13 protein-coding genes and 1 tRNA gene are annotated in these 20,128 nt (G+C 39.2%); 2 read left to right on the plus strand and 12 right to left on the minus strand.

Going from position 1 to position 20,128, the window contains the following annotated elements; genetic code table 11:
• Nucleotides 1-245: 245 nt before the first annotated feature.
• The 12 genes from D4N35_RS08135 to D4N35_RS08185 form a co-directional block, all read right to left on the minus strand.
• Nucleotides 246-314: transfer RNA gene (locus D4N35_RS08135), tRNA-Gln, on the minus strand.
• 509 nt (nt 315-823) lie between these two features.
• A complete protein-coding gene (locus D4N35_RS18645; protein WP_222119370.1) occupies nt 824-922 on the minus strand; it encodes a putative holin-like toxin in 99 nt (32 codons plus the stop codon).
• 205 nt (nt 923-1,127) lie between these two features.
• On the minus strand, nt 1,128-3,584 hold the full coding sequence (locus D4N35_RS08140) for a restriction endonuclease-like protein (RefSeq protein WP_120072309.1): 2,457 nt from the start codon (nt 3,582-3,584) through the stop codon (nt 1,128-1,130).
• A gap of 15 nt (nt 3,585-3,599) precedes the next feature.
• Nucleotides 3,600-5,345, minus strand: a complete 1,746-nt coding sequence (locus D4N35_RS08145) for an McrB family protein (RefSeq protein WP_120072311.1) — start codon at nt 5,343-5,345, stop codon at nt 3,600-3,602.
• Nucleotides 5,346-5,499: 154 nt separating this feature from the next.
• Nucleotides 5,500-8,673 (minus strand): DEAD/DEAH box helicase family protein, encoded by a 3,174-nt coding sequence (locus tag D4N35_RS08150; protein WP_120072313.1) that lies wholly within the window; start codon nt 8,671-8,673, stop codon nt 5,500-5,502.
• Nucleotides 8,674-8,684: 11 nt separating this feature from the next.
• Nucleotides 8,685-11,774, minus strand: a complete 3,090-nt coding sequence (locus D4N35_RS08155; RefSeq protein WP_120072315.1) for a site-specific DNA-methyltransferase — start codon at nt 11,772-11,774, stop codon at nt 8,685-8,687.
• A gap of 13 nt (nt 11,775-11,787) precedes the next feature.
• Entirely contained in the window at nt 11,788-14,649 is a 2,862-nt protein-coding gene (locus D4N35_RS08160) for an SNF2-related protein (protein WP_120072317.1), read from the minus strand.
• A gap of 399 nt (nt 14,650-15,048) precedes the next feature.
• On the minus strand, nt 15,049-15,264 hold the full coding sequence (locus D4N35_RS08165; RefSeq protein WP_120072319.1) for a hypothetical protein: 216 nt from the start codon (nt 15,262-15,264) through the stop codon (nt 15,049-15,051).
• Nucleotides 15,257-15,649, minus strand: coding sequence for a helix-turn-helix domain-containing protein (locus D4N35_RS08170; RefSeq protein WP_120072321.1), 393 nt, complete (start codon nt 15,647-15,649; stop codon nt 15,257-15,259). Before D4N35_RS08170 ends, D4N35_RS08165 begins: the two co-directional genes overlap by 8 nt.
• 248 nt (nt 15,650-15,897) lie before the next feature.
• Nucleotides 15,898-17,193, minus strand: coding sequence for a replicative DNA helicase (dnaB, locus tag D4N35_RS08175; protein WP_120072323.1), 1,296 nt, complete (start codon nt 17,191-17,193; stop codon nt 15,898-15,900).
• The gene (locus tag D4N35_RS08180; protein ID WP_235870336.1) at nt 17,193-17,531 is read right to left on the minus strand and encodes a replicative helicase loader/inhibitor; all 339 of its coding nucleotides are present in this window, start codon (nt 17,529-17,531) and stop codon (nt 17,193-17,195) included. The genes dnaB and D4N35_RS08180 overlap by 1 nt, the downstream gene beginning before the upstream one ends.
• On the minus strand, nt 17,524-18,270 hold the full coding sequence (locus tag D4N35_RS08185) for a conserved phage C-terminal domain-containing protein (protein ID WP_120072327.1): 747 nt from the start codon (nt 18,268-18,270) through the stop codon (nt 17,524-17,526). The genes D4N35_RS08180 and D4N35_RS08185 overlap by 8 nt, the downstream gene beginning before the upstream one ends.
• A gap of 517 nt (nt 18,271-18,787) precedes the next feature.
• Between D4N35_RS08185 and D4N35_RS08190 the strand changes: the two genes are divergently transcribed.
• Both D4N35_RS08190 and D4N35_RS08195 read left to right on the plus strand, forming a co-directional pair.
• Nucleotides 18,788-19,669 (plus strand): hypothetical protein, encoded by an 882-nt coding sequence (locus D4N35_RS08190; protein ID WP_164876315.1) that lies wholly within the window; start codon nt 18,788-18,790, stop codon nt 19,667-19,669.
• Between the two features lie 113 nt (nt 19,670-19,782).
• Nucleotides 19,783-19,980 carry a hypothetical protein gene (locus tag D4N35_RS08195; protein WP_120072330.1) on the plus strand — a complete coding sequence of 66 codons (198 nt, stop codon included), beginning with the start codon at nt 19,783-19,785 and terminating at the stop codon, nt 19,978-19,980.
• Nucleotides 19,981-20,128: the final 148 nt, after the last annotated feature.

Here is a 20,128-nt window from a genome sequence, read left to right on the forward strand (position 1 = left end):
ACTCCTTCCTTATTTAATTTCCTTAGTAATCAACTGTATAAACATCTTTAACTTGTTAACTTGGTATTTGAAGGTTAAAAAAGGCGGCTGTTTAAAGGCTGAAAACACAAAATATTTTTCTGTTTGCTTATCTGCGACGGGCCATTCATGGTTTTGAAAAAAAGAAGCCGGATCCATCTTAGTCCGGCTGTAAAGCTTGTCTTTTTCAATTTTATATAGATGTATGATCTAAAAGGTTATGTTGACTGGACTAGCTGGATTCGAACCAACGACACGGATTCAAAGTCCGATGCCTGCCACTTGACTATAGTCCAACAAACACTAAAGGCTAACCTCTAGCCCATTTAGTTTGTATTAATGGCTTAACATTATTCACACACAAAAAAACAAATATGGCTGTGGCGAACAAACTGTTCCAGGGTAAAACGGTCTCCAAAAAAGCCCACTATATAGAAAACCCCAACAAGTTGGCTCTCCAAACCATCTTTCAAGAATACTCCCGGTAAGGGTTATTCAACCGCTTGTATCGAATCTAGAGCCTTTACTAATTCTTTCGGAATCCGGGAGCCAATATTGCGCCTCTCTTCCCCAAATTCATGATATCAAAATTCAAATATATATTAAAAATTCCTAATCTAATCAAAATCTTACCCGCTGTTACTTTACATGAAAAGCGGGTATGAATATAATAGGGATACAAGCATATAATGAAAAAAGGGATACCAGCGGGCACTGGCATCCCGAGTATACAAGCTACATTGCATGAAATGCAGCGGCCCGACACAAGAAATAGCTCTTCTCGCTGGGCAAAAGCAAGGGAGAGTTATTTCTTTTTTTGTGCTGAAATAACTACGGCAATTACTGATACGATTAGGCTTGAAAACATAAACATCAAGACCACTACTTCGTACAGGCTTACCATCAGCGTCACCTCCCCTCAAGAGGAAGTGGCCGCTGCCCACCCTGCTTATGTAGTTGTATACCCTTTTATTTTAACATAGATATCAGAAAATTAGGGTATTATTCTCTAGCAAAATCCATCTAGAGGTTCCTCTCAGCGTCCGCATTCAAAGGTGGATAAATTTCTTCAGTGGTATTCCTACATGTCAATTTAATTATACTTTCATTCACCTAAATATCTCCCCACGAATCACCTTAAACACCCTGCTCGGCTGTTTCTCCAGCAACTCAAGCATTATCCGCTTTCGCACCTCTTCCCCGTGCAGCACTTGGATCTCCCCCGCATTCCGATCAAGCACCACCGAATCATGCCCAATTTGATAAGCTTGAATTTTTCTGGCACGATCAACATATTCCTCATCCAACTCTGTATGGACTTCCGTAGTCAGCCTCCGCAGCATCCGCCAAAGCTTCACTTCTTCCCCAGACTTCATAAACAGTTCTGGCAATTCCTTCGCCTGCATAAGTAGATGCTTGGTCGTTAAAACATAGCTCTGAATGCCGTAGCCCACTGGCCGTATCGTTTCCTTTAAAGTCTGCCAGCGGTCAATATGGAAACGGACCCTCGGTTGATTTCCTACACTTTCCACAATTTCCACATCAGAAATTTCACCAAAAAAATGAATGCCGTTCTGGACACCCGTCTGAATGGCCGCTGCCTCCGTCACATATAACGCAAGAAGTTCAGCTTTTTGCCACTCCCCTTTGAGTTGGCTAGCGCCAATCTCAAAATATCGACCTCTTTTAAACTTCTGATAGTCTCCAATATTATTGACCGACCCCACCAGCACCACTTCTTCCAGTTGGGATTCCCAAAATGAGATAGACCCTTTCGGCAAGATCCCCTCCTGCTGCAATTCCTCCGGGTTGCTCTCTACCAACCGGTCGATGAATCGCTCAACCAGCTTCGTGGACATCGGTAAAAATGGCAAACCTCCGATGTTCACCTTATTAATGCTTTGATAAAAAGGATGCCTCTCATAGTTGTCTTCATCCTGCCATGGGAACAAGACGTAAGCACCGAAGGCAAACCGTTCATACGGACCTCCCTGTGAAACCACATGAGCATCGCGGTATCGGTGCATCGTATTGATATCTTCCTCCAATGGGCCAGGATTCTCCCCTTTTAAATCAACCCGATATTTCGCGTCAAAAATATAGTCATACGTATAGTTTTTTCCCTTTTTCTCAATCTCCAGCATAATGTCTGGCTTTTGTGGAACGGTAGGAAGGTTCTTGGAGCGCTTCTGGAAGGATAAGGTGATCCTCTCCCCGGTCTGCGAATGCCTGAACACCTGCTTTGCCCGTTGATTCTGAACGAGATCAACGAACAGTTGCCCTTGCCTAACCAATAAGACACTCTGATCCACTGCCACGTATTTCCGCCTTAAAATCTGACCCACTTTCAAATACGTCCAATATTCATATAAGGTAGCCACGTCTTTGACAGACATCTTTAGCAGTTCACCTTGCAAAGCCAGGCCTCTGTTAACAATCAAATAAATCCGAAACGCGTCGCGGTAGCCCACCTTCATTTGCATGACCATGTTTAATACACTTTGCTTGATCGTTCCCAAGCTACTCCAAAAAGGCTTCCTTAAAAAACTTCTCAACCGAAAAATCATTGAATCAATTCTTCGGACAAGCCTCTCATCCACCTGAAAATTATAAATCTCACTTGGCGTAACCACTCTTCTTTTTAAATCGGTCAATTGATGGATGAGCCGCTCCATCATCCATTTCACAAAGCGGTTTTCTACCGTATCAAAGGAAAGGGACTTTTTTACGTTCAATCCTTTCTCAGGAAAAATCGTCCTCCCGCCGATAGGAATCCCGCGTTCCGTTTCGTAAAAGAGCTGTGGGTTCTTTCTTAAATGATTTCTTCCTTTTGAGTCTAAGCGCTTAATACGGTCCGCCCGTACCTTTTCATAACGAGAAACCAACTCATGATGTGGTTGGGCTTCAATGCGATCGATCGCTTGGCAAAAAGACGGAAAATAATGTTCCACCAGTCTGAAAAACTCAGTGGGCGAAGGCTTGTCTGAAAGGGTTGGAGACGCCTCTAGAAATGTCTTCTTTATAAAGTGAAAGGCCAGGTTATAGATCTCTTCACTTACTTCGTTCAATAATCGTTGATAGTCTTCCTTATAATTTAACTTGGAAGGAAAAATTTCAAACGTGATTTCCAGCAGCTTCTCTTTTCCACTATAGATTGCAAAGGTCGTTAACCCGACTTCATTCATGAATTGAAGGTTCCCCATCAAAATCTGATGGGGCTCTTTTCCAACAGGAGTGACCGCCTCACGAATACCTGGATGCTCGTGGTAAAAAAAGAGCTTCCGATCCGTTTTGGGCGTGATCACAAGCTGGTACACTCGATTTTCAAAAAAGATGGGAGCAAAGTCTTTTTCTTGTATTGGAACAAGGCGATCCGTTTCTACGTCATACAGCTCGACGCTATCCCACTGCTTCGCATCAAAGCGAAAAGACATCGTTTCATTTTCCAATCCTGCCCTTTGCTTATACTCCTTCAAACTCTCATATCGCTCGTCAAACGGCTCCCCCTTCATATAAAGGGAGAAGTCAGGCGTTTCAACGACCAGCAATTCCTTTGTTTCATTCATATGAGCCAACACCCCTTAGCCAAGCCAAAAAGAAGTGAACCCTTCATGATTCGCTTTTTTAATCATACTTGCGAGCTTCGCAGTGGACTGAGGAAAACGACTCTCTGTTGAAGTATCGATATCCGCTTCCCACGCATGACCGGTGCAGTAGCTATACAATTCCTTCAGAACTTTTTCCGTATCCGCATCATTCCCCGAAATCCGAGGTAAAATCTTCTGATGGAGCTGCAGATCAAACACCTGCTCCTTCGGCATCAACTGTCCTTGCTCGTTGTAAATCATATAAAAACAGATCTCATCACGTACCCGGTAGCCAAAGTGATGCTTCACTTTTTCCAATATCTGATTCACTTCAACTAGCCAGCCGGTTACCTCTCGGATTAACTCCTCATGATCAGCAAAAGCGTCTTTCAAAGTGATGAACTCTCCTGCCAACTGCTCGTTGGCTACAGCAACTGCCTTTGGCTCCTCTGTTTGATCAAAAATAGAAAAATTATTCAATTGAACGTCGTTATATTCGATCGTATTCGCGCGGTCCAGCACCTTCGGGCTGAAAGGGTGAGTCGTTTCATCCATATTTACCGTACCAATGATAAAAACATTATTCCTTAACAGCAACCGACCAATTTCAACTTCCGGGCGATCAACCACGGGTATAGAGATATACTCGTCCCCCTTTTTCTCCCTGCTCTCCATCACACTCAACAAATCGCTGAAATAATACTCCACCCGTGCCAGATTCATCTCATCCAAAAGGATAAAATAGGGCTTGTTCCGATTCTCTGGCTTATTGGCCTCGACAAGGACCTTCGTCAGCGGACCTGGTTTGAAATCTCCCCTAATATCCTCAAAGCCAATCAAATCTGATCCGTCGCTCCAATCTGGACGGACAGGGATCAATTTAAACTGCCCATTCTCTTCCGTTGCTCCCACACTCTCGGCAAACAGCTGGACAATCTTTGTTTTTCCGGTTCCTGATATGCCAGACAGGATCACAAATGGTTTTGTTTTAAGAGATAGATATAAATTCTTGGTGTTTTCTTCTGTAAAATAAAAGCCCTTGTTCGTTATGTAGGAGTGGATGTGGGAGATGAGGGCATCGTCAGAATCAAACTTAGAAACTTTTGGTCGACTCTCATCAATAGGTAGCAATTCAATAAGCTCTTTTGGAAAACGATCCATAAACATATGTATAATATTCTTTGCAAAATCATTTGACGTGGTGTAAAAATACCCTTGTTTTACATCACCGTTAGTATCAAATGGCCCGTCTTCCTTAAGTCTCCATTCATGAGGAATCTCTCCTCTTTCTATCGGAGATTTAAGTTTAAAGTATTTGACTTCTAATAAGTTACCTTCTGTTTCCCACAGATCGGTTGCTAATGATGTTGGTTTATTAGACGATCTTGCTTCTTTTATAACTTTACAGATTGAACGGATAGCTCCATTTGAGTAGGCAAAAACGATATCTCCTGGTTGCGCTTTTAATAGGTCCGTATGGTGTGTAAAGGCTCTACCATTTTTCCCTTTTTTAGGTGCCCATAAAAACCCACCATCTATTTGAGCCTTGGCACTTTTACCTTGATTAACCCACCAATAAGAAACTGAATTCATCTCTCCCTCTCTTTCACGAATGACATTAAAATTTTCGTCAATTATATTTGTATTTTGTAACCAGCCAAGGGTGTTGGATAAGTTTCGTTTTGCAACTGACTCTGTAATTCCATAAACTGCTACACTGTGGGGAAATTTAATGTTCAAAATTGAGCTTCTTCCATTTTCTCCAACAAGGAAACTCCTTAATGAAAAAAAGGAGTGATTTCCAATTTATTTGCCCGCAAATTTTTTACATATACCAGCCGCCTTCTTCAGGCGGCCGGTTTATTCCTACAATGCATCACCAATTTGTAGCGAGCTATATTGAGGTAACTGTTTGCGATGTAATAATTTTGTTAAGCATTTTACTAATATACGTTTCCTTGTCATCTTTCTGGAACAGGATATGCTGCTCTTCCATTTCCTCTTTTGAAAGTTTCGTACCCGTATCAAGCAAATCGCTATAATATGAATTGGAAATTGTAAATGCATTTAATATAACAGACGTATCACCCATTTTTTCTTCAAGTTCTTTTATGTGGCGATAAAACTGAAGCTTGCCATCCGTTATAGAGTGGTTTCGGATTCCTTTCGGGTCTGCAAACGTAATGTATTGTTTATTTTGATGAATGATCCAAATTATAAAGTCCGGATAAAATCCTCCTGCTTCAAAGAACCCAATTCCTTTACCCCTGCTTTGGTTTCTTAACAAGAATAACTCCTTATCACGAAAGAATTCTTTGTTACTTTCGTAATATAACTTCAAGTCTTTTACAAACACATATTCACCCTCATTTAAAGGGACAGGTGAGATTTTAATTACAGCTCCTTCAAGAGTAATGAGCGGTTGATAAAGGTGCTGTGAAAAGGTAAAAGAAGTGAATCCACCAAATTCAAAATGTGACAGTTTATTTTTGGAAAGCGCTTCTTTTATTTGTTTAAGCTTCTCAATCATGCTATCGTCATTTAAGTCCACTGAAATCTTATATTCGTCAATAAAGTTACTGTCATCTTCCGTTAGTTCGTAATACTCCATATGTTGAGCTTCCCATTCTTTTTTTGCATTAAAGTATTGTCTCTCACAATATTTCTTTAAAAGAACAATGGTAATTTCTTCCCAACGCTTTATTTTTTCAAATGAATTAAATTCTAGTTCAGTTTTTGGTATTTCAAGCTCATACCAATAATCATTAGATAATAGCTTTATTATTTCTTCTTTTGATAAGCTCAAATTATACCAGGCACGTTCATTTTTAAACCGCTGCATTTCAAAGTAAATTCGGTCTATATTCATGAAAGCTATGTGCTTGGAGGTAAATGATCCTTTGTTTAATACTGCTGACTGGGTTTCCCTTACTGATAATCCATTTTCTCGGCTATCCTTTACCTGCACCTTAGGATACCAGTTGACAACAACTTTTTCGTTTTCAGGTAATTTTTCGTTAGGCGCAGAAAATCTTGGTTTTGGACCATTCTTTTTAAAATCCAACCCTTTTTTTAGCCGTAAAGCCTTTAATTTTAATTTCCGTTGCTTGTAATCTTTAATGACCGGCAGACTAATTTGTTCATACTCTACTTCAGTTTCAATACCCTCTTCTTCAAGGTATTCTTTAAATTGTTGCATATAATCGGCTCTAATACCAAAAATATTTAATGTTTCGATTAAATTTAAATACTTCGGAACCGCACCTATTTCCCCTCTTAAAGCCTCACTTCTCTTTAAGCTGAAGTTATATCCTTTTAATCGAACCCCTCGGCCGAACAGTTGAATAATTTGGGAACCTTCACTTCTTCCCATATTCATGAGGCCCATTGTACTGACCCGCCAACTGCTCCATCCTTCCGTAAACTTCTTGGAACCAATAAGAACGTTAATTGTTGAATCGCTCTTATCAATCTCATGAAAATAGGATTTTGAAAATTCACGTTCCATAACAAGCAGCTCCGGATAGGTAGAACATAATTTAACTAACTCCTTCGTGTCTCCAACATTGATGACACCGAAAGGTTCATATTCGCCTAAACGGAGCGATATTTCTCCGTCCACTCCCTTTAGGTTTTCAACCCTTAGAGTTGTGTTTTCAAGTGTTGAATTAAACACATGCAATAAGATGTCATAATATATTTCTTCTGAGGACATTCCGGTTGAAATTAAATAAGAAAACGAATTTGCAAAGATCTCATGGCCATTCGCATCTAGCAATCCGGCTTGTCCACTTCTTAACCTTTCGAGCATTTGGATACTTTCCCTTGAATTTTTAACAAACCGAGCAATAAAGAGCAAAATATCGATTACATCCGATACTTTCCGTTTGTTTTGGGTACGAAGGGCATTCACACTTCCACCTACGAACACCCATAACGGCTTTTCAATGAGAAATGGCCTAAATACACGTTCGTTTGTCTTGAATAATTTGACTTGTTGATAAAAAGTTGCCAAGCAGGCAGTTAAATAAAGATGGCGAACAGTTTCATCATTGTCATACTGCAGGTTTAAAATCCGGTAGTCCTTTCCATAGCCGTCACGGTAAAAGTAACGATAGGAGTAATCAAATAGTATACATTTTGAATATTCCTGTATCAGGTGTTTTTTACCTGCAACTGCTTGTCCAAATGTAGCCGAATATTCAAAAGCAAATCCTTGTTCACTTAGCTTTTCGCGCTTAGTTCTCCATGCGTCCCCTGAAGAGCCTCGATGGCCTTCATCAACAAGCACCAGGTTATTTCCTTCAAATGCATCAATCGCTACAGTTTTCTCGCCCATTTCATCTTCCAGCTTATGAATATCAATGATTGAGATTTCTTTGCCTCTAAATAAACCTTGCAAATCTTTATCAAACAACGCAGCATCTAGTCCCGACATTTCAAATTCCCGTAAATGCTGTTTTGATAAGTCTTCACTTGGTGTTAGCAGGATGATTTGTTCAAGTTCATCTTCTCGGTGGTTTTTATAAAAATAATGCTGGTATTGAAGAATATTGACATGCATTAGGAGTGTTTTACCTGAACCTGTAGCGTTCCAGAATGCTAATTTTTTTAAGTCTTTCTCATGATAATAATCTAATTGGTCTGCTTTATCTTTATCCTCGTTTACTACGTCAACAAATGCATTTAAGTCATGCAACAATTTTTCTTGTTGATGAAAATATCGGTCCAAATAAATCTCAGTAAACAAAAGTGATAAATACTGGAAGTATTTCCATTTAATCCTTTTTTCACGCTTTTCACTTATCTTGAATGTATGTCTCAATATATTTTCATCGTACTGCCTTAATATATCCGAAGTTAACTCTTCACGTTCAATTAAGCGAGTGGATAAAAATTTGTAAAAACGCGAAAAGTTATCGACATCAATTTCTTCAAGGGCACTGTCTTTCATGTCTTTGGTTAATTGATCAAAGTTATCCACTTCGAGTAAACGCAGCATGTACTGATTTAAAACAAGCTGCTCGCTTAAATGAACCTTTTTCTTTTTTTTAGCTGCCCTAGCCATTATCTCACATCCTAAATGTCGCTAATATCAAACATGAGGCGTTTAAATTCTTCCTCAATTAAAATTACTTTCCACTTATCCTCATCAAGTTTCAGATTTTCGATATGATTATCACCATTTATATAAATACGGTCATATTCAGTATCCCTCGAATTATAGCCCTGCTTATTGAAGAAATTTTCCAGTTGCTCATTTGATACTTCGTCCAAATTTCTCCAAAGAACAAGAACTTTTTCTCCTGTTCTTAATGTACCGTTGATCACTTTAATACCTTTAATCATATCAACTGTTTTGACATGCAAACCAATTAAGTAATTAAATGTCTCAATAAGGTCCACCTTCGTCAGTTTGGATTCTGTCCCATTTGTAATCATCATTTGATAATTAAATGGATCTCTAAAAGCATCAATGTTTAATAATGAAGCACTGCCTTCTGCTTCATTATCAAGCATGTAGTTTAATAAATATTCCTCTTTTACTTCATCTGATAACTCATCTAAAACAGCTTGTTGTTCCCCAGTCCGTTTAAGTTTAATATTATTAAGAGTATCCTCATATGATTCCAGCTTTATATATTTAAACATATGACTAGACCCTTCTCGAGATAGAGGCTTTCCATCTTTCCAATCTTTTGAGTAAATAACCTTCTGGATTCGTGGTTTTGTAACAGTATTAAAATACTCTCCCATTTCAACAAGAATATATTTCCTACTTCCCCCATCTTCTCTATTAAGATTAATGACAGCATGGCCTGCTGTACCCGATCCGGCAAAAAAGTCAATAATTAAAGAATCTTTATTTGCACCCATATTTATACTGTCCATAACAGTATAAATACTTTTAGGATAATCGAAATGATTATTGGGTAAAATATCTCCTAATAAATTTGTTCCTTTACTTGAAGCATCATACTTTTCACCAAACCATAAAGATTTAGGGGTAACAAATTTTTTCCCTGCATTCTTCTCGTAAATATTGTAAGTTCCTTTTCTTGTTCGCTTTACGTATAAGCTACCGTTTTTCACGCCTTCTACACAGCTATCATATCCCCATCTCCATCTAAGATAATTACCATTTTCATCTTTTGGTAAAATAAAGATATGATTTGTATTTTCATATTTTTCTTTAAGTAGTTTTAAAAATTTATCATCGAAAGCATTTTGTTCTTTGTTATACAGTTTCTCATATTCATTTTTAGGTATAACCTTAAGTTCTTCATTAGTTAGGTTATAAATAAATGGGAAAAACATATAAGGTCTATCTTCACGCCATTTACCACTACCCGTTCTCTTTAGTGGGAGTTCCCGGTAGGATTCTTCACCTTCCCCAATAGAGTACTTCTTACTCATCTCTTCATCACTTAAGACAAAATGGTTTGTTTCAGCAAATTTCTTATCTTTTGAGTAAATAATAGTATAATCATGGGCTTGAGCAATATATTCTTGGTCTCTACCTTTCGGATTAGTTAAAATTGCAATATTAGATATAAAATTGTTTTGTCCGAAAATATAATCCATTAGCATATTCAATCGTCTAAATTCATAGTCATCAATTGCTACTTGAATAATACCACTCTTATTTAAAAGATTTTTTACCAATCTTACTCTATCATGCATCAAAGAAAGCCAACTTGAATGCTCATATCCATTTTTATATATTATTTTACTTGCATTTGTGTTATAAGGAGGATCAATATAACAACATTTAATTTGTTCTTCATGTTTTTTTTGCAATAAATTAAGAGCATGGAAATTATCACTATGAATTAAAACCCCATTTATTGCTTGATCCAAATTTTCTATTCTCTTAAGAATATTGTCCTTAAAAGTTTCGTCAAAATATTTTGTATCTACTACTAAATAAGGGTTACTTCTAAGAAACTCTTCTGACAAGCTGGTTAAATCAGAAGTGATTTCATCAATAGAAAATAATTTTTTCCATTCGTTAATTTGAGCTCGGTTATTTATAATTTCGGGGTAAAATTCTTCTGATATTTTATCAAGTGTTATACAATAATTACTCTCGATGATAAATTTTTTCTTTAGCCATAACTTTTTCTGGAAGTTTTCAATTTGCTCTAGGAAGGCAATAATTTTATGGCCAATATTTTTAATGACCTTAATTTTTGAAAGGTATTGCTCAAAGTGCTTTTCATTTTCAGTATCTAAATCATCCAAGTGCATTACTTCGTTTTTTATGTAAAAATCTAACTCGCGGCGGAGGAAACCGCCCAAGTCTTTATGGATAAAATAGTCAAATGTATTGCGGGCGGTGTAATCCGTTAAATGTTTTTCGAATAATGTTCTTTTCTTGTTTTTTTCTGTTGGTGCAAGTGATTGTAATTCTTTCAGCCAGTCATTATATCCACTAAGAGAAAATATGTGCTCCTTTGCCTTTTCATTTAGTTGATTTTGCTTTAGTTTAGCTTCCGTGGGCCGATATTCGAAATAAATAAAAAGCTCTCCATCTTGCTCTTTTATTGGCTCGTCTTCATTAAGAATAAAAAACCTTTCTTCTTGTGCTTTATTGTTATTTTGCTCTGCACTTGCTTCTACTAATTTAAAGTGAACAGTCTTTCCAGATGGAAGTTTAAACGTATAATCACGGAAATACTCAGAGGTTTTTACATAGTATTGATCAGCATTTGCCCAGTGAAGCTTAACTTCTTCACCTTCATACGGTATGGCATACACGTCTTTTTTATAACGACGCAGGGAAATGAAATCACCTTTGTCATAATAGCGGCGGAAAAAAGTTGTCAAATGAGAGAACACTTCATTTTCTAAAGCTGCTAGATCAACACCTTGATTTAACTTCTCTTTTAATATTAAGTACTTTTCAGAGCTTTCTTTAGCAACACCCATCTCGCTTAACTTTGTCTCTAATTCTTCAATTTGGTGTTTAATTTTCTCTACATCCGTATTCTTATATTTTTCGAATGCTTGTTTTACCTGGGGTACCAGGTCCTCATGTAAAAACTTGTTGATTTCATCTCTCTTTTGGTTCATAATCCGGTATATGCCAAAGTCTAAGTCTGCTTGATCAAATTGGAACATTTCTTTTAATAATTCAACAAACTTTTGTTGTTGCGTTGTTGCCATTTCCTTTTACCCCCTATACTACTTTCCAACGAATCGTGAATAATTCTTCCTGTTTCGTTTTCTGTACCATTCTTTTCTCAAGTTCTTCTATTAACTCATCACGCTTATCCATTATTTCATCTTCCACTTCAAAAATGCGCTGTCTTTGTCTACGTTGGAGTTTTTCCAGCTCCTTGATTTGCTTTTGGATTTGGTGCTGCTCTTCTGTCGAAGTGGCCAATCGTGCCTGACGTTTCGCTTCTTTAATCTTTGCTTTGGTATCATTAAGCTCCTTTTCTGATGCCAGTACCAAATCATCCGCCCACTTTTCTAATCGCTCCCTCTCTTCGTGAAAGAACTTATTATTATTTTCAAGTGATAGGCTAATTGTCGCTTCTGCATGCCTTTTTGCATCCTTTAACAACTGATCATGCTTTTCTTTAGGCAAACTGGTTATTTTTCGGACTTTTCCTTTACAATGGAACAGCTTTTCACATATTTCTTGGTCGATTTGTTTGCCATCATCAGTAAAACCATTAAACAGTAAATATTCTTCTCTCTCAAAAGAGTCAATTGTTAATTTTGTTAAAGTTAAATAACCGCTCTTCTCTTTTAAATTCTCAACAACCGATAAACGAACAGGGTGGTTTGTGATATCAAATTCCACTTCACTAATAGGTGTTTCAATTTTCTTGCCGGCGTCTAACACATACTCCCCAAGTGGATGCGATAATCGATACAAATAGGCATTCGATTCTTTTTTATTCTTTGAAATAAGTTCGTACTGTCCCTTTCGTACCTCGCCAATCTGTGGTTCTTTAATCAAATGAAAGCTAAAGTCTTTTTCATTAAATTGAGCCTTATCATTTAGAATTACTTTAGTTAAAGCCCAAAACATTTTACTTACTCGGTCCAACTGATACTTTGTATCTTCAAGATGTACTTTCAATCTTGCATGGACATCTTCATCGAAATGTTCTAAAAGTGCCTTCCTCGTATCAATCATACGGCTTTTTATTTGTTGTTCTAGTTCACTTTGTAATTGATTAAAAGCATTTTCTATTTTATCTGGTGTTCTGCACCGTTGATAAATGTCCAATATCCGCTTCTCAAAGTCCACCCCAGACTCAACTGTCCCCAATACCTCATCCGATGCACCCAAAACACCGGTAAACAAATTGAATTTTTCATTTAATAGTTCAAATACTCTTCTGTCCGCATCATTGCGTTCATTCAGGAAGTTAATAACAACTACATCATGTTTCTGGCCATATCGATGGCATCTTCCTATTCGCTGTTCAATTCTCTGGGGATTCCAGGGCAAATCATAATTAACAACTAGAGAACAAAATTGGAGATTTACCCCTTCCGCGGCTGACTCAGTAGCAATCATAATGTCCGCATTGTCTCTAAAGTATTCGATGAGAGCAGCACGCATATCTGCTGTTTTTGAGCCACTTACTTTTTCGGTATTTTGGTACCTTTCTAACCATCGATTGTAAATGGCTTTGGAGTGTTCATCGTTATTCGTACCATTAAATAAAACAACTTTACCGGCAAATCCGTTTGCTTCCAGGAAATCTTTTAAGTATTCCTGCGTTCTTCTAGACTCTGTAAAGATTAGAGCTTTACGGTTTGCGCCCATTTTGCTCATTTCTGTAAATCCTGTTTCTAGCGCCTTTAATAGGGCTCGAGTTTTGCTGTCTATTCTGATTGCACGCGCCCAATGTAAGTAACGATTTACCTCTTGGATTTCTTCTTTTAATTTCTCAATATGTATAGAGTCTTCAACTGCATCATTTTCCGTTTCGTTTTCATCGTCATATTCCATCCATTCATTATCTATTTCATCTTCTTCTACCATTTGATCCAGCAAATTATCATCAGATACATTTTGTTTTTCCAGTAAATCTTCTAATCTGTCTTTTATCGTTTGTAAAGTTCCTGCTAAAGCCTGGGACGAAGATGCAAGCAACTTTCGGATAATAAGTGTTGTAAGGTTTTTTTGCCTCTTTGGGATGGCATATGTATCCTCACGTAAAAGAAAATCCGAGACAGCTTGATATAGCGCCTGTTCATCATCTGTTGGCCTAAAAGGAAATGTTATTGGAATTCTTTCTGTATAACGTATGTATTCTAAAACCTGTGAACGAAGCGTTCGATGACAAAATGTCCGTAGTCTCTCTTTTAATTCCATTAGGCTTCCTTTGCCATTCATATATTGAGCCCTGAAAGAGCCAATGTCTCCAAAGATATGCTCATCTATAAATAAAGACAAACCAAATAGCTCCAGTAAGGAATTTTGCAACGGAGTAGCAGTTACTAAAATCTTTTTGCGATTTTCTAGAGCTTCTTTAATACCTTTTCCCATCTTATTACTGTTTCGATAAACATTACGAAGTTTGTGTGCTTCATCAATAACAACCAGATCCCACGGAACTAAACTGATTTCACCTTTTTTTCTATTCGCAAATTGAAAAGAAGTAATAATCACTGCATTTTGAGCAAAAGGGTTGCTTATCCCTTTTCCGGCAAACTCATTAAAAGATTTGGCTTCTAAAATGATACTTGGTAGATTGAACTTTTCTTTTAACTCCACACTCCATTGTTTGCGTAACGAAGCAGGACAAATAATAAGCAGTTTTCGCTTTCGTTCCGCCCATTTCTGACATAAAACGAGCCCTGCTTCAATTGTTTTGCCTAATCCAACCTCATCAGCCAGAATAACTCCTTTGGATAAAGGTGATCGAAAGGCAAATAAAGCAGCTTCAATTTGATGTGGATTTAAATCGATCGAAGCATCAAATAATGACCTTGAAAACTTTTCAACACCATCTTTGGCGGATTGCCTTGTTAATTCGTGAGCGTAATACTTTGCATGATAAGGCGTTGACACTGTCCTCCCCCCTTGGGACAAATGTTGGATAATTAAAAATTCGACACTTCCCTTTACGTTCCCTTTGTTATAGACCAAAATTCACAGGTCGATCTTTTCTGAATTAATTTTTTATGTGAATCATTGTGAATCTCTGCATCAATAAAAAACCCCAGATGTTTAAATTTAATTTAAATAGTAAGTAATATTTGCCTCAGATTAAGACATAATAACCCTTTTAAATATAAAAAGACCCCAGCCTTTGGTAAATTTAGGTTACTTATTACTAAAATCCAAAGAAAGGAGCTCTGCCATTGTGAAGTTTACCACAAACATATTAAATATTAAAGTTAGCCAAAATTTAGATCATTTTTCAAGTATGCTGCCCATTTTACCATTCGGGTTTTTGGGGTCTGTCCCTCAGTACAATAACGCGTTAATTCTTTGGGGGACAGGCCCCACACTCCCGAAGCCATGATGATTTTGCTCAATAAATCTTTTGGCACCATCTATTTTGTTCCAGCCCTTAGGGTGATCATTCTTTAGATATTGATCCACCTTCATATGAATTTCTGAAGCAATCAGCTTGTTCTCCTCAATTACTTCGGGCAGATCATCAAAAGTGATCTCAGGCATCTGAATGATCCTCCACATCATACGTTTCAACTAATTCGGAAATTCTAAGCAGCTGATGCAACCCTTCCTCGCCTTCTGGCGATAAGTTCCCTTTCGAAATGATCATAGCCTGTTGTTCTTGCTTCGATTCGGCTGATCGATAGGCAAAATCAGGATCTGCAAAATAATTTCCTTCCAGCCCCAGAACTTCTTCCAATCTGGCGGAAAACTCTAAAACATTTGACCTTTTCCCTTGTAAATAATCAGAGAAATTCGATTCAGACATCCCTAACTTTTGCGCAAGCCGCTTCCTCTTCAGTCCTTCACCCCTGAGAAAAACATTGATGTTTTTCAACGTTTGCTGCACGTGATCTTCAAATGAATAACTCGGTTCTTTTTTTGTCATGATGGGCACCTCCTTTGTTTCCTAATTGCGGTCATTATACCTCGAAGAACTCTTCGAATTCGTCAATATAGATTTTTTATATTTTCATACACCAATTTCTATGAAGGAGGAAGCAAATAAAAGTCCGGCAAAACCGATTTTACAGTTTATGAATGTGCCTGGCATCCAATCCATTCTACTTGAGTCCGAGGTGGATGGGGACCACTCACCAAAACAATTCGCCTTTTTCGAATCCCATAAGCCTATCCTCACACATCCCCAAACCTCCCACACTCCTTGTCAAAAGTGAGCCTGATGGTACCAATAGGGCCATTCCGCTGTTTCGCCAGGATCACTTCGACGATGTTCGGCTGATCTGTATCCTTCCGGTAATAATCATCACGGTACAGGAAGGCGATGACGTCGGCATCCTGTTCGATTTGCCCGCTTTCCCGCAGATCGGGAAGGATTGGCCGTTTATCCTGCCGGCTCTCCACCCCTCTGCTTAGCTGGGAAAGGGCTGCCACTGCCACTTGGCAATCCCTTGCCAGCATCTTTAGCATCCGGCTGATTTCGCTGATCTCCGCCTGGCGGTTCGGCCTGTACTTTGCATCTCCTGCAATAAGCTGCAAATAATCAATGATGACGAGGAACCTTTTACCGTTGCCGTATTCCCTACGGAGCTTACGCACCTTTGCCCACATGTAGCCGATATCCATCGCCGGCTTATCGAAAATATGCAAGTTCGCCTCGGACAACATTCCCATGGCCCCCGTCAGTTTCGCCCAATCGGCCTCCTCGAAATGGCGCCGTGGATTTCTCATTTTTACCGAGCTGATACTTCCCGCCAGGCCAACTGCCCTTCTCAGTAGCTGATGCTTGGGCATTTCCAGTGAAAAAATGATTACCACATCCTGTCTTGCAGCGGTCAATGCGAGGTTCAAGGCAAATGCCGTTTTGCCCATGCTCGGCCGTGCCCCAATGACAAGCAGCTCCGACTCCTGCAGCCCGCCGGTCAGGCGGTCCCAATGTCGAAAGCCGGAGGAAATGCCGGTCACCTCTCCTTGATCTTTTTCGGACTCCACGTAAAGATCGACAAGACCCGAAGAAATATCGCCCAACTCCTCATCGACCAAACCCTCTTCGAGCTTCACTAGATCTTGGATGCCGTTTTTCAGCACGGTGGAAATGTCTTCTCCCTGTACTCCTTCTTGAATCCGGCTTGCGACCTTCACCGCCTTTCTTTTTTGGTCATATTCCTGGATCAGCTTCTCGTAATGCCAGACATTGGCGGTTGTATGTACACGGGCGGCCAGGTCCGTCACATAGCTGATGCCGCCGACACTCTCCACATTGTCCAGGCCGACTTCCTGGATGACGGACACCGGGTCGATCGGCTCCCCTTTTTTACATAGACGCTGAATAGCCGCAAGCAGCACCCGCAATCTGGACATATACAGCTGCCCGGGCTTGATGGTGCACTCTTTTGCCAAATCCCCATCCAGCAAGAGCGCTCCCACAAAGGCCTCCTCCACTTCCCGGCTGTACAGCGCCCTTGCCTCCATCAAAATTCTCCTCTGCCTTTACCCAAAATGGCTCGCACCTTCGCAAGCTCACTCTCCACCACTTCGCGGCTGGCAGGCTTTTCATTCCCAGCCGTGATCCTTTCCGTTTCTTCAGGGTCTGGCACCACCCGCGCCGATGCCGGCTTCTTCAGCAGATCGGCGATCTTCGGAGGGTACACAGAAGCCGATACATGCTCGTGTAGAGCAGCTTCCAACTCCTCGAGATTGCAGTCCTTCAGCACCTCATGCCACGAATCCAGCTTTTTCTGATCCAGCTCGAATTGTTCGTAGTAAACCGCAATTCTTGCCATCAGCGAAAACGTCTCCCGCTTAGTCATCAAGGTTAAACTCCTCCTCACGCCACACTCTTTTTACCGTCGGCTTCTGGTTCAGATACGACTCAAATTTCGTTCCAAACAATGTTTCCGGGCGTAAATATTTTCTCCAATACGGATTGTGCAGCCATTCCGCTGTCTTCAGGTCAATGACTTTCTTCATGTCCTTCAAGGTGAACCCTTCATTCCAGCGTGCACGGATCAGATCCCGTGTCCGCTTCGTACTCGGCTTGTAGGCCGATCCTGTTTTCGAATTTAAGTATTCAACGATCTCGGAAAAGGGAATATGTATTTTCTTTGTTGTAGTCTCTGTAGTAATCTCTGGTATTGGTTTGGTCAAACTGACCTCCTCATCTGCCAGCCGCTGCCAGCTCATTTGACCGTGCAAGGCAGGTGATTGGACCTGCGGATCCTGGATATCCAACTTGGCCAGTTTTTCATAATCGATCGTATACCATTTTGTCTGGTCCATTCTCGACTTGTTGAACATCGCAGACCGCAGCAATCCCTTCTTCTCAAGCGAATAGATCGTATGTCTAATCGACCTCTCCGACCAGAACGGGAGCTGTTCATGCCAATCCTTATACGTGTTGTAGACCCACTTCCGTTTCTCCCTGATATGCGTGCTTTTTACAATCCAATAATGCATCTGCTGGAGCACCACCGCTTCTCTTATCCCAAGCTTCACAGCCAGCGACGGAATAATCAGCACGGGATGCTCCTCAATCAACAATCTGCTCATCGAACCTTCCCCCTCTTTTTGCAAAAATCAGCAGCGATGAAAGCTGTCAGCCTCCTGCACCTGCCGCTGTTGTCACCTTCTATATACAGGGCTTCTTTGAAAAAGGACACCCTGAAGGGCAAAGTTGCTATAAAGGGCCGGACTGCAAAGCAAATGTCACTTTGAAGTATGGGAGTCTTGAAAAAAGGAAAAGTTCGTGAATATGGTGCAAAATTATATCAGAAGATTGCCGTCTATTATATTTGGGATCCGGAAAAAACGGCGGCACATAAAAAGTAAATGAAAGCGGAGCTTGATTGTTATATTCCTCCTTAAAAAGCCCATCCGATCCAACTATAGCTAAATCTTGACTTGCGAATGTATGTTCTATTGCAATAGAAATAACAAGACTCCCTTACAAAAGTCTTTCCTCTCCATTTGTCTCCCCCACCTAGAAACTCAGGGAGTTTTTCTTCCTTTGTAATAAAAGTTGACATAAGTAAACAATACTTAATCGAGCCTTAAGGGTGGAGGTGACATGATGCCGGAAATTGAAAGAGATTACAACGGGCAGACAGAAAACGAAAAAACTACTTCCGTGGGAAAGATTATTTTTTGTTATTTTTTAGCATTCATTCTATTAGCAGCTACAATTTATGGAATGACTGTACCTTTAGCTCGTTTTCTAACTTGGGTGGCAAATATTTCTGGTATTGAAAGGTTGAAAGATTCGGATATAACTGAGATACATGTTATCAGCTTTGTTGCAATCGTATTTCTTACATATAAGTTAGTAAGACTAATTGGGGATTATTGGAGAAGCACAGGGGATCCAATAGGAACTTCAGGGTTGAGCTTTCCAAATCCTTTTTATGACCCTGAATTTACGAAGGGGCCTTTATTACTTCAGCGAAGATACAAAGAAGTCAGTACTAAGTTGTTATTAACGCAAAAACTCCTCCAAAGAAGTCAAGAGCACACGAGAAAATTAAAAGAAACCCTTAAGTCAATGGAGGATAAACTCCGTGTATCAATTAGACATAACGATAATGCAAATCGCTTGCTAAGATCATTTAACTTTCTGTTTAAAAATAAAAATGATGATCTTACAAATCAAATGCTCCGTTATATTCTTGACGAATGCATCACCGTACTTGAAAAAGACCAGTCTGATAAATCCATTTCTTTATTCAAAGTTCATGATGATGAATTAAAAATTATTGAGTCCGTAAGAATAAATGCAGAATCAATTGCCAAAAGAACATTTAAAAAGGGCGTTGGCTTTGCAGGATATATTTGGGAAGAAGGGAAGCCATCTATAGTAAATGTTATCGATAATAGTGACAAACGGTTTAATGATCAAGGGATGCCAGCCACACCAATCGGATCAAATTCTGGGAGTGTTATGCCTTCAGTCTGAAGCAATGAATGGTTTTAGTGAAGCCGACTTACGGACAGTGGAATTTTACGCACGAATGTGTACGTTAATTCTTCAATATGATACAATAAAAGGGAATAAGGAGGGATTTTAAAATGACTGCTGTTCAACAATCCGTAAAAAAGACTGGATACCAAGACATCGATAAAATATTAATGGAAGCAAACAAGCTGCTTCAAGAAGGAGATCAGTTGGAAAAAGAGATTGCTCAAGCAGTTAAGTTTAAACCAAGAATTCCTTATTCCACTTCAAAACAAAGAGCTTTAAAACGCTTTAGATTTAGATACAAATAAAACCAGAAACAAAGAGGTTTTAATTGATAAAAACCTCTTTGTTTGCAGAAAAGTTTATAAAAGAGAAGAGATCAAGATTGGGGTCGATCCTATTTATTTCGGAATCATCATCCCTTTTAACTGAGAATGTAAAAAGTTTTGTGTAATT

This window comes from Siminovitchia fortis, assembly GCF_003605365.2.
GTDB classification, from domain to species: Bacteria; Bacillota; Bacilli; order Bacillales; family Bacillaceae_C; genus Siminovitchia; species Siminovitchia fortis.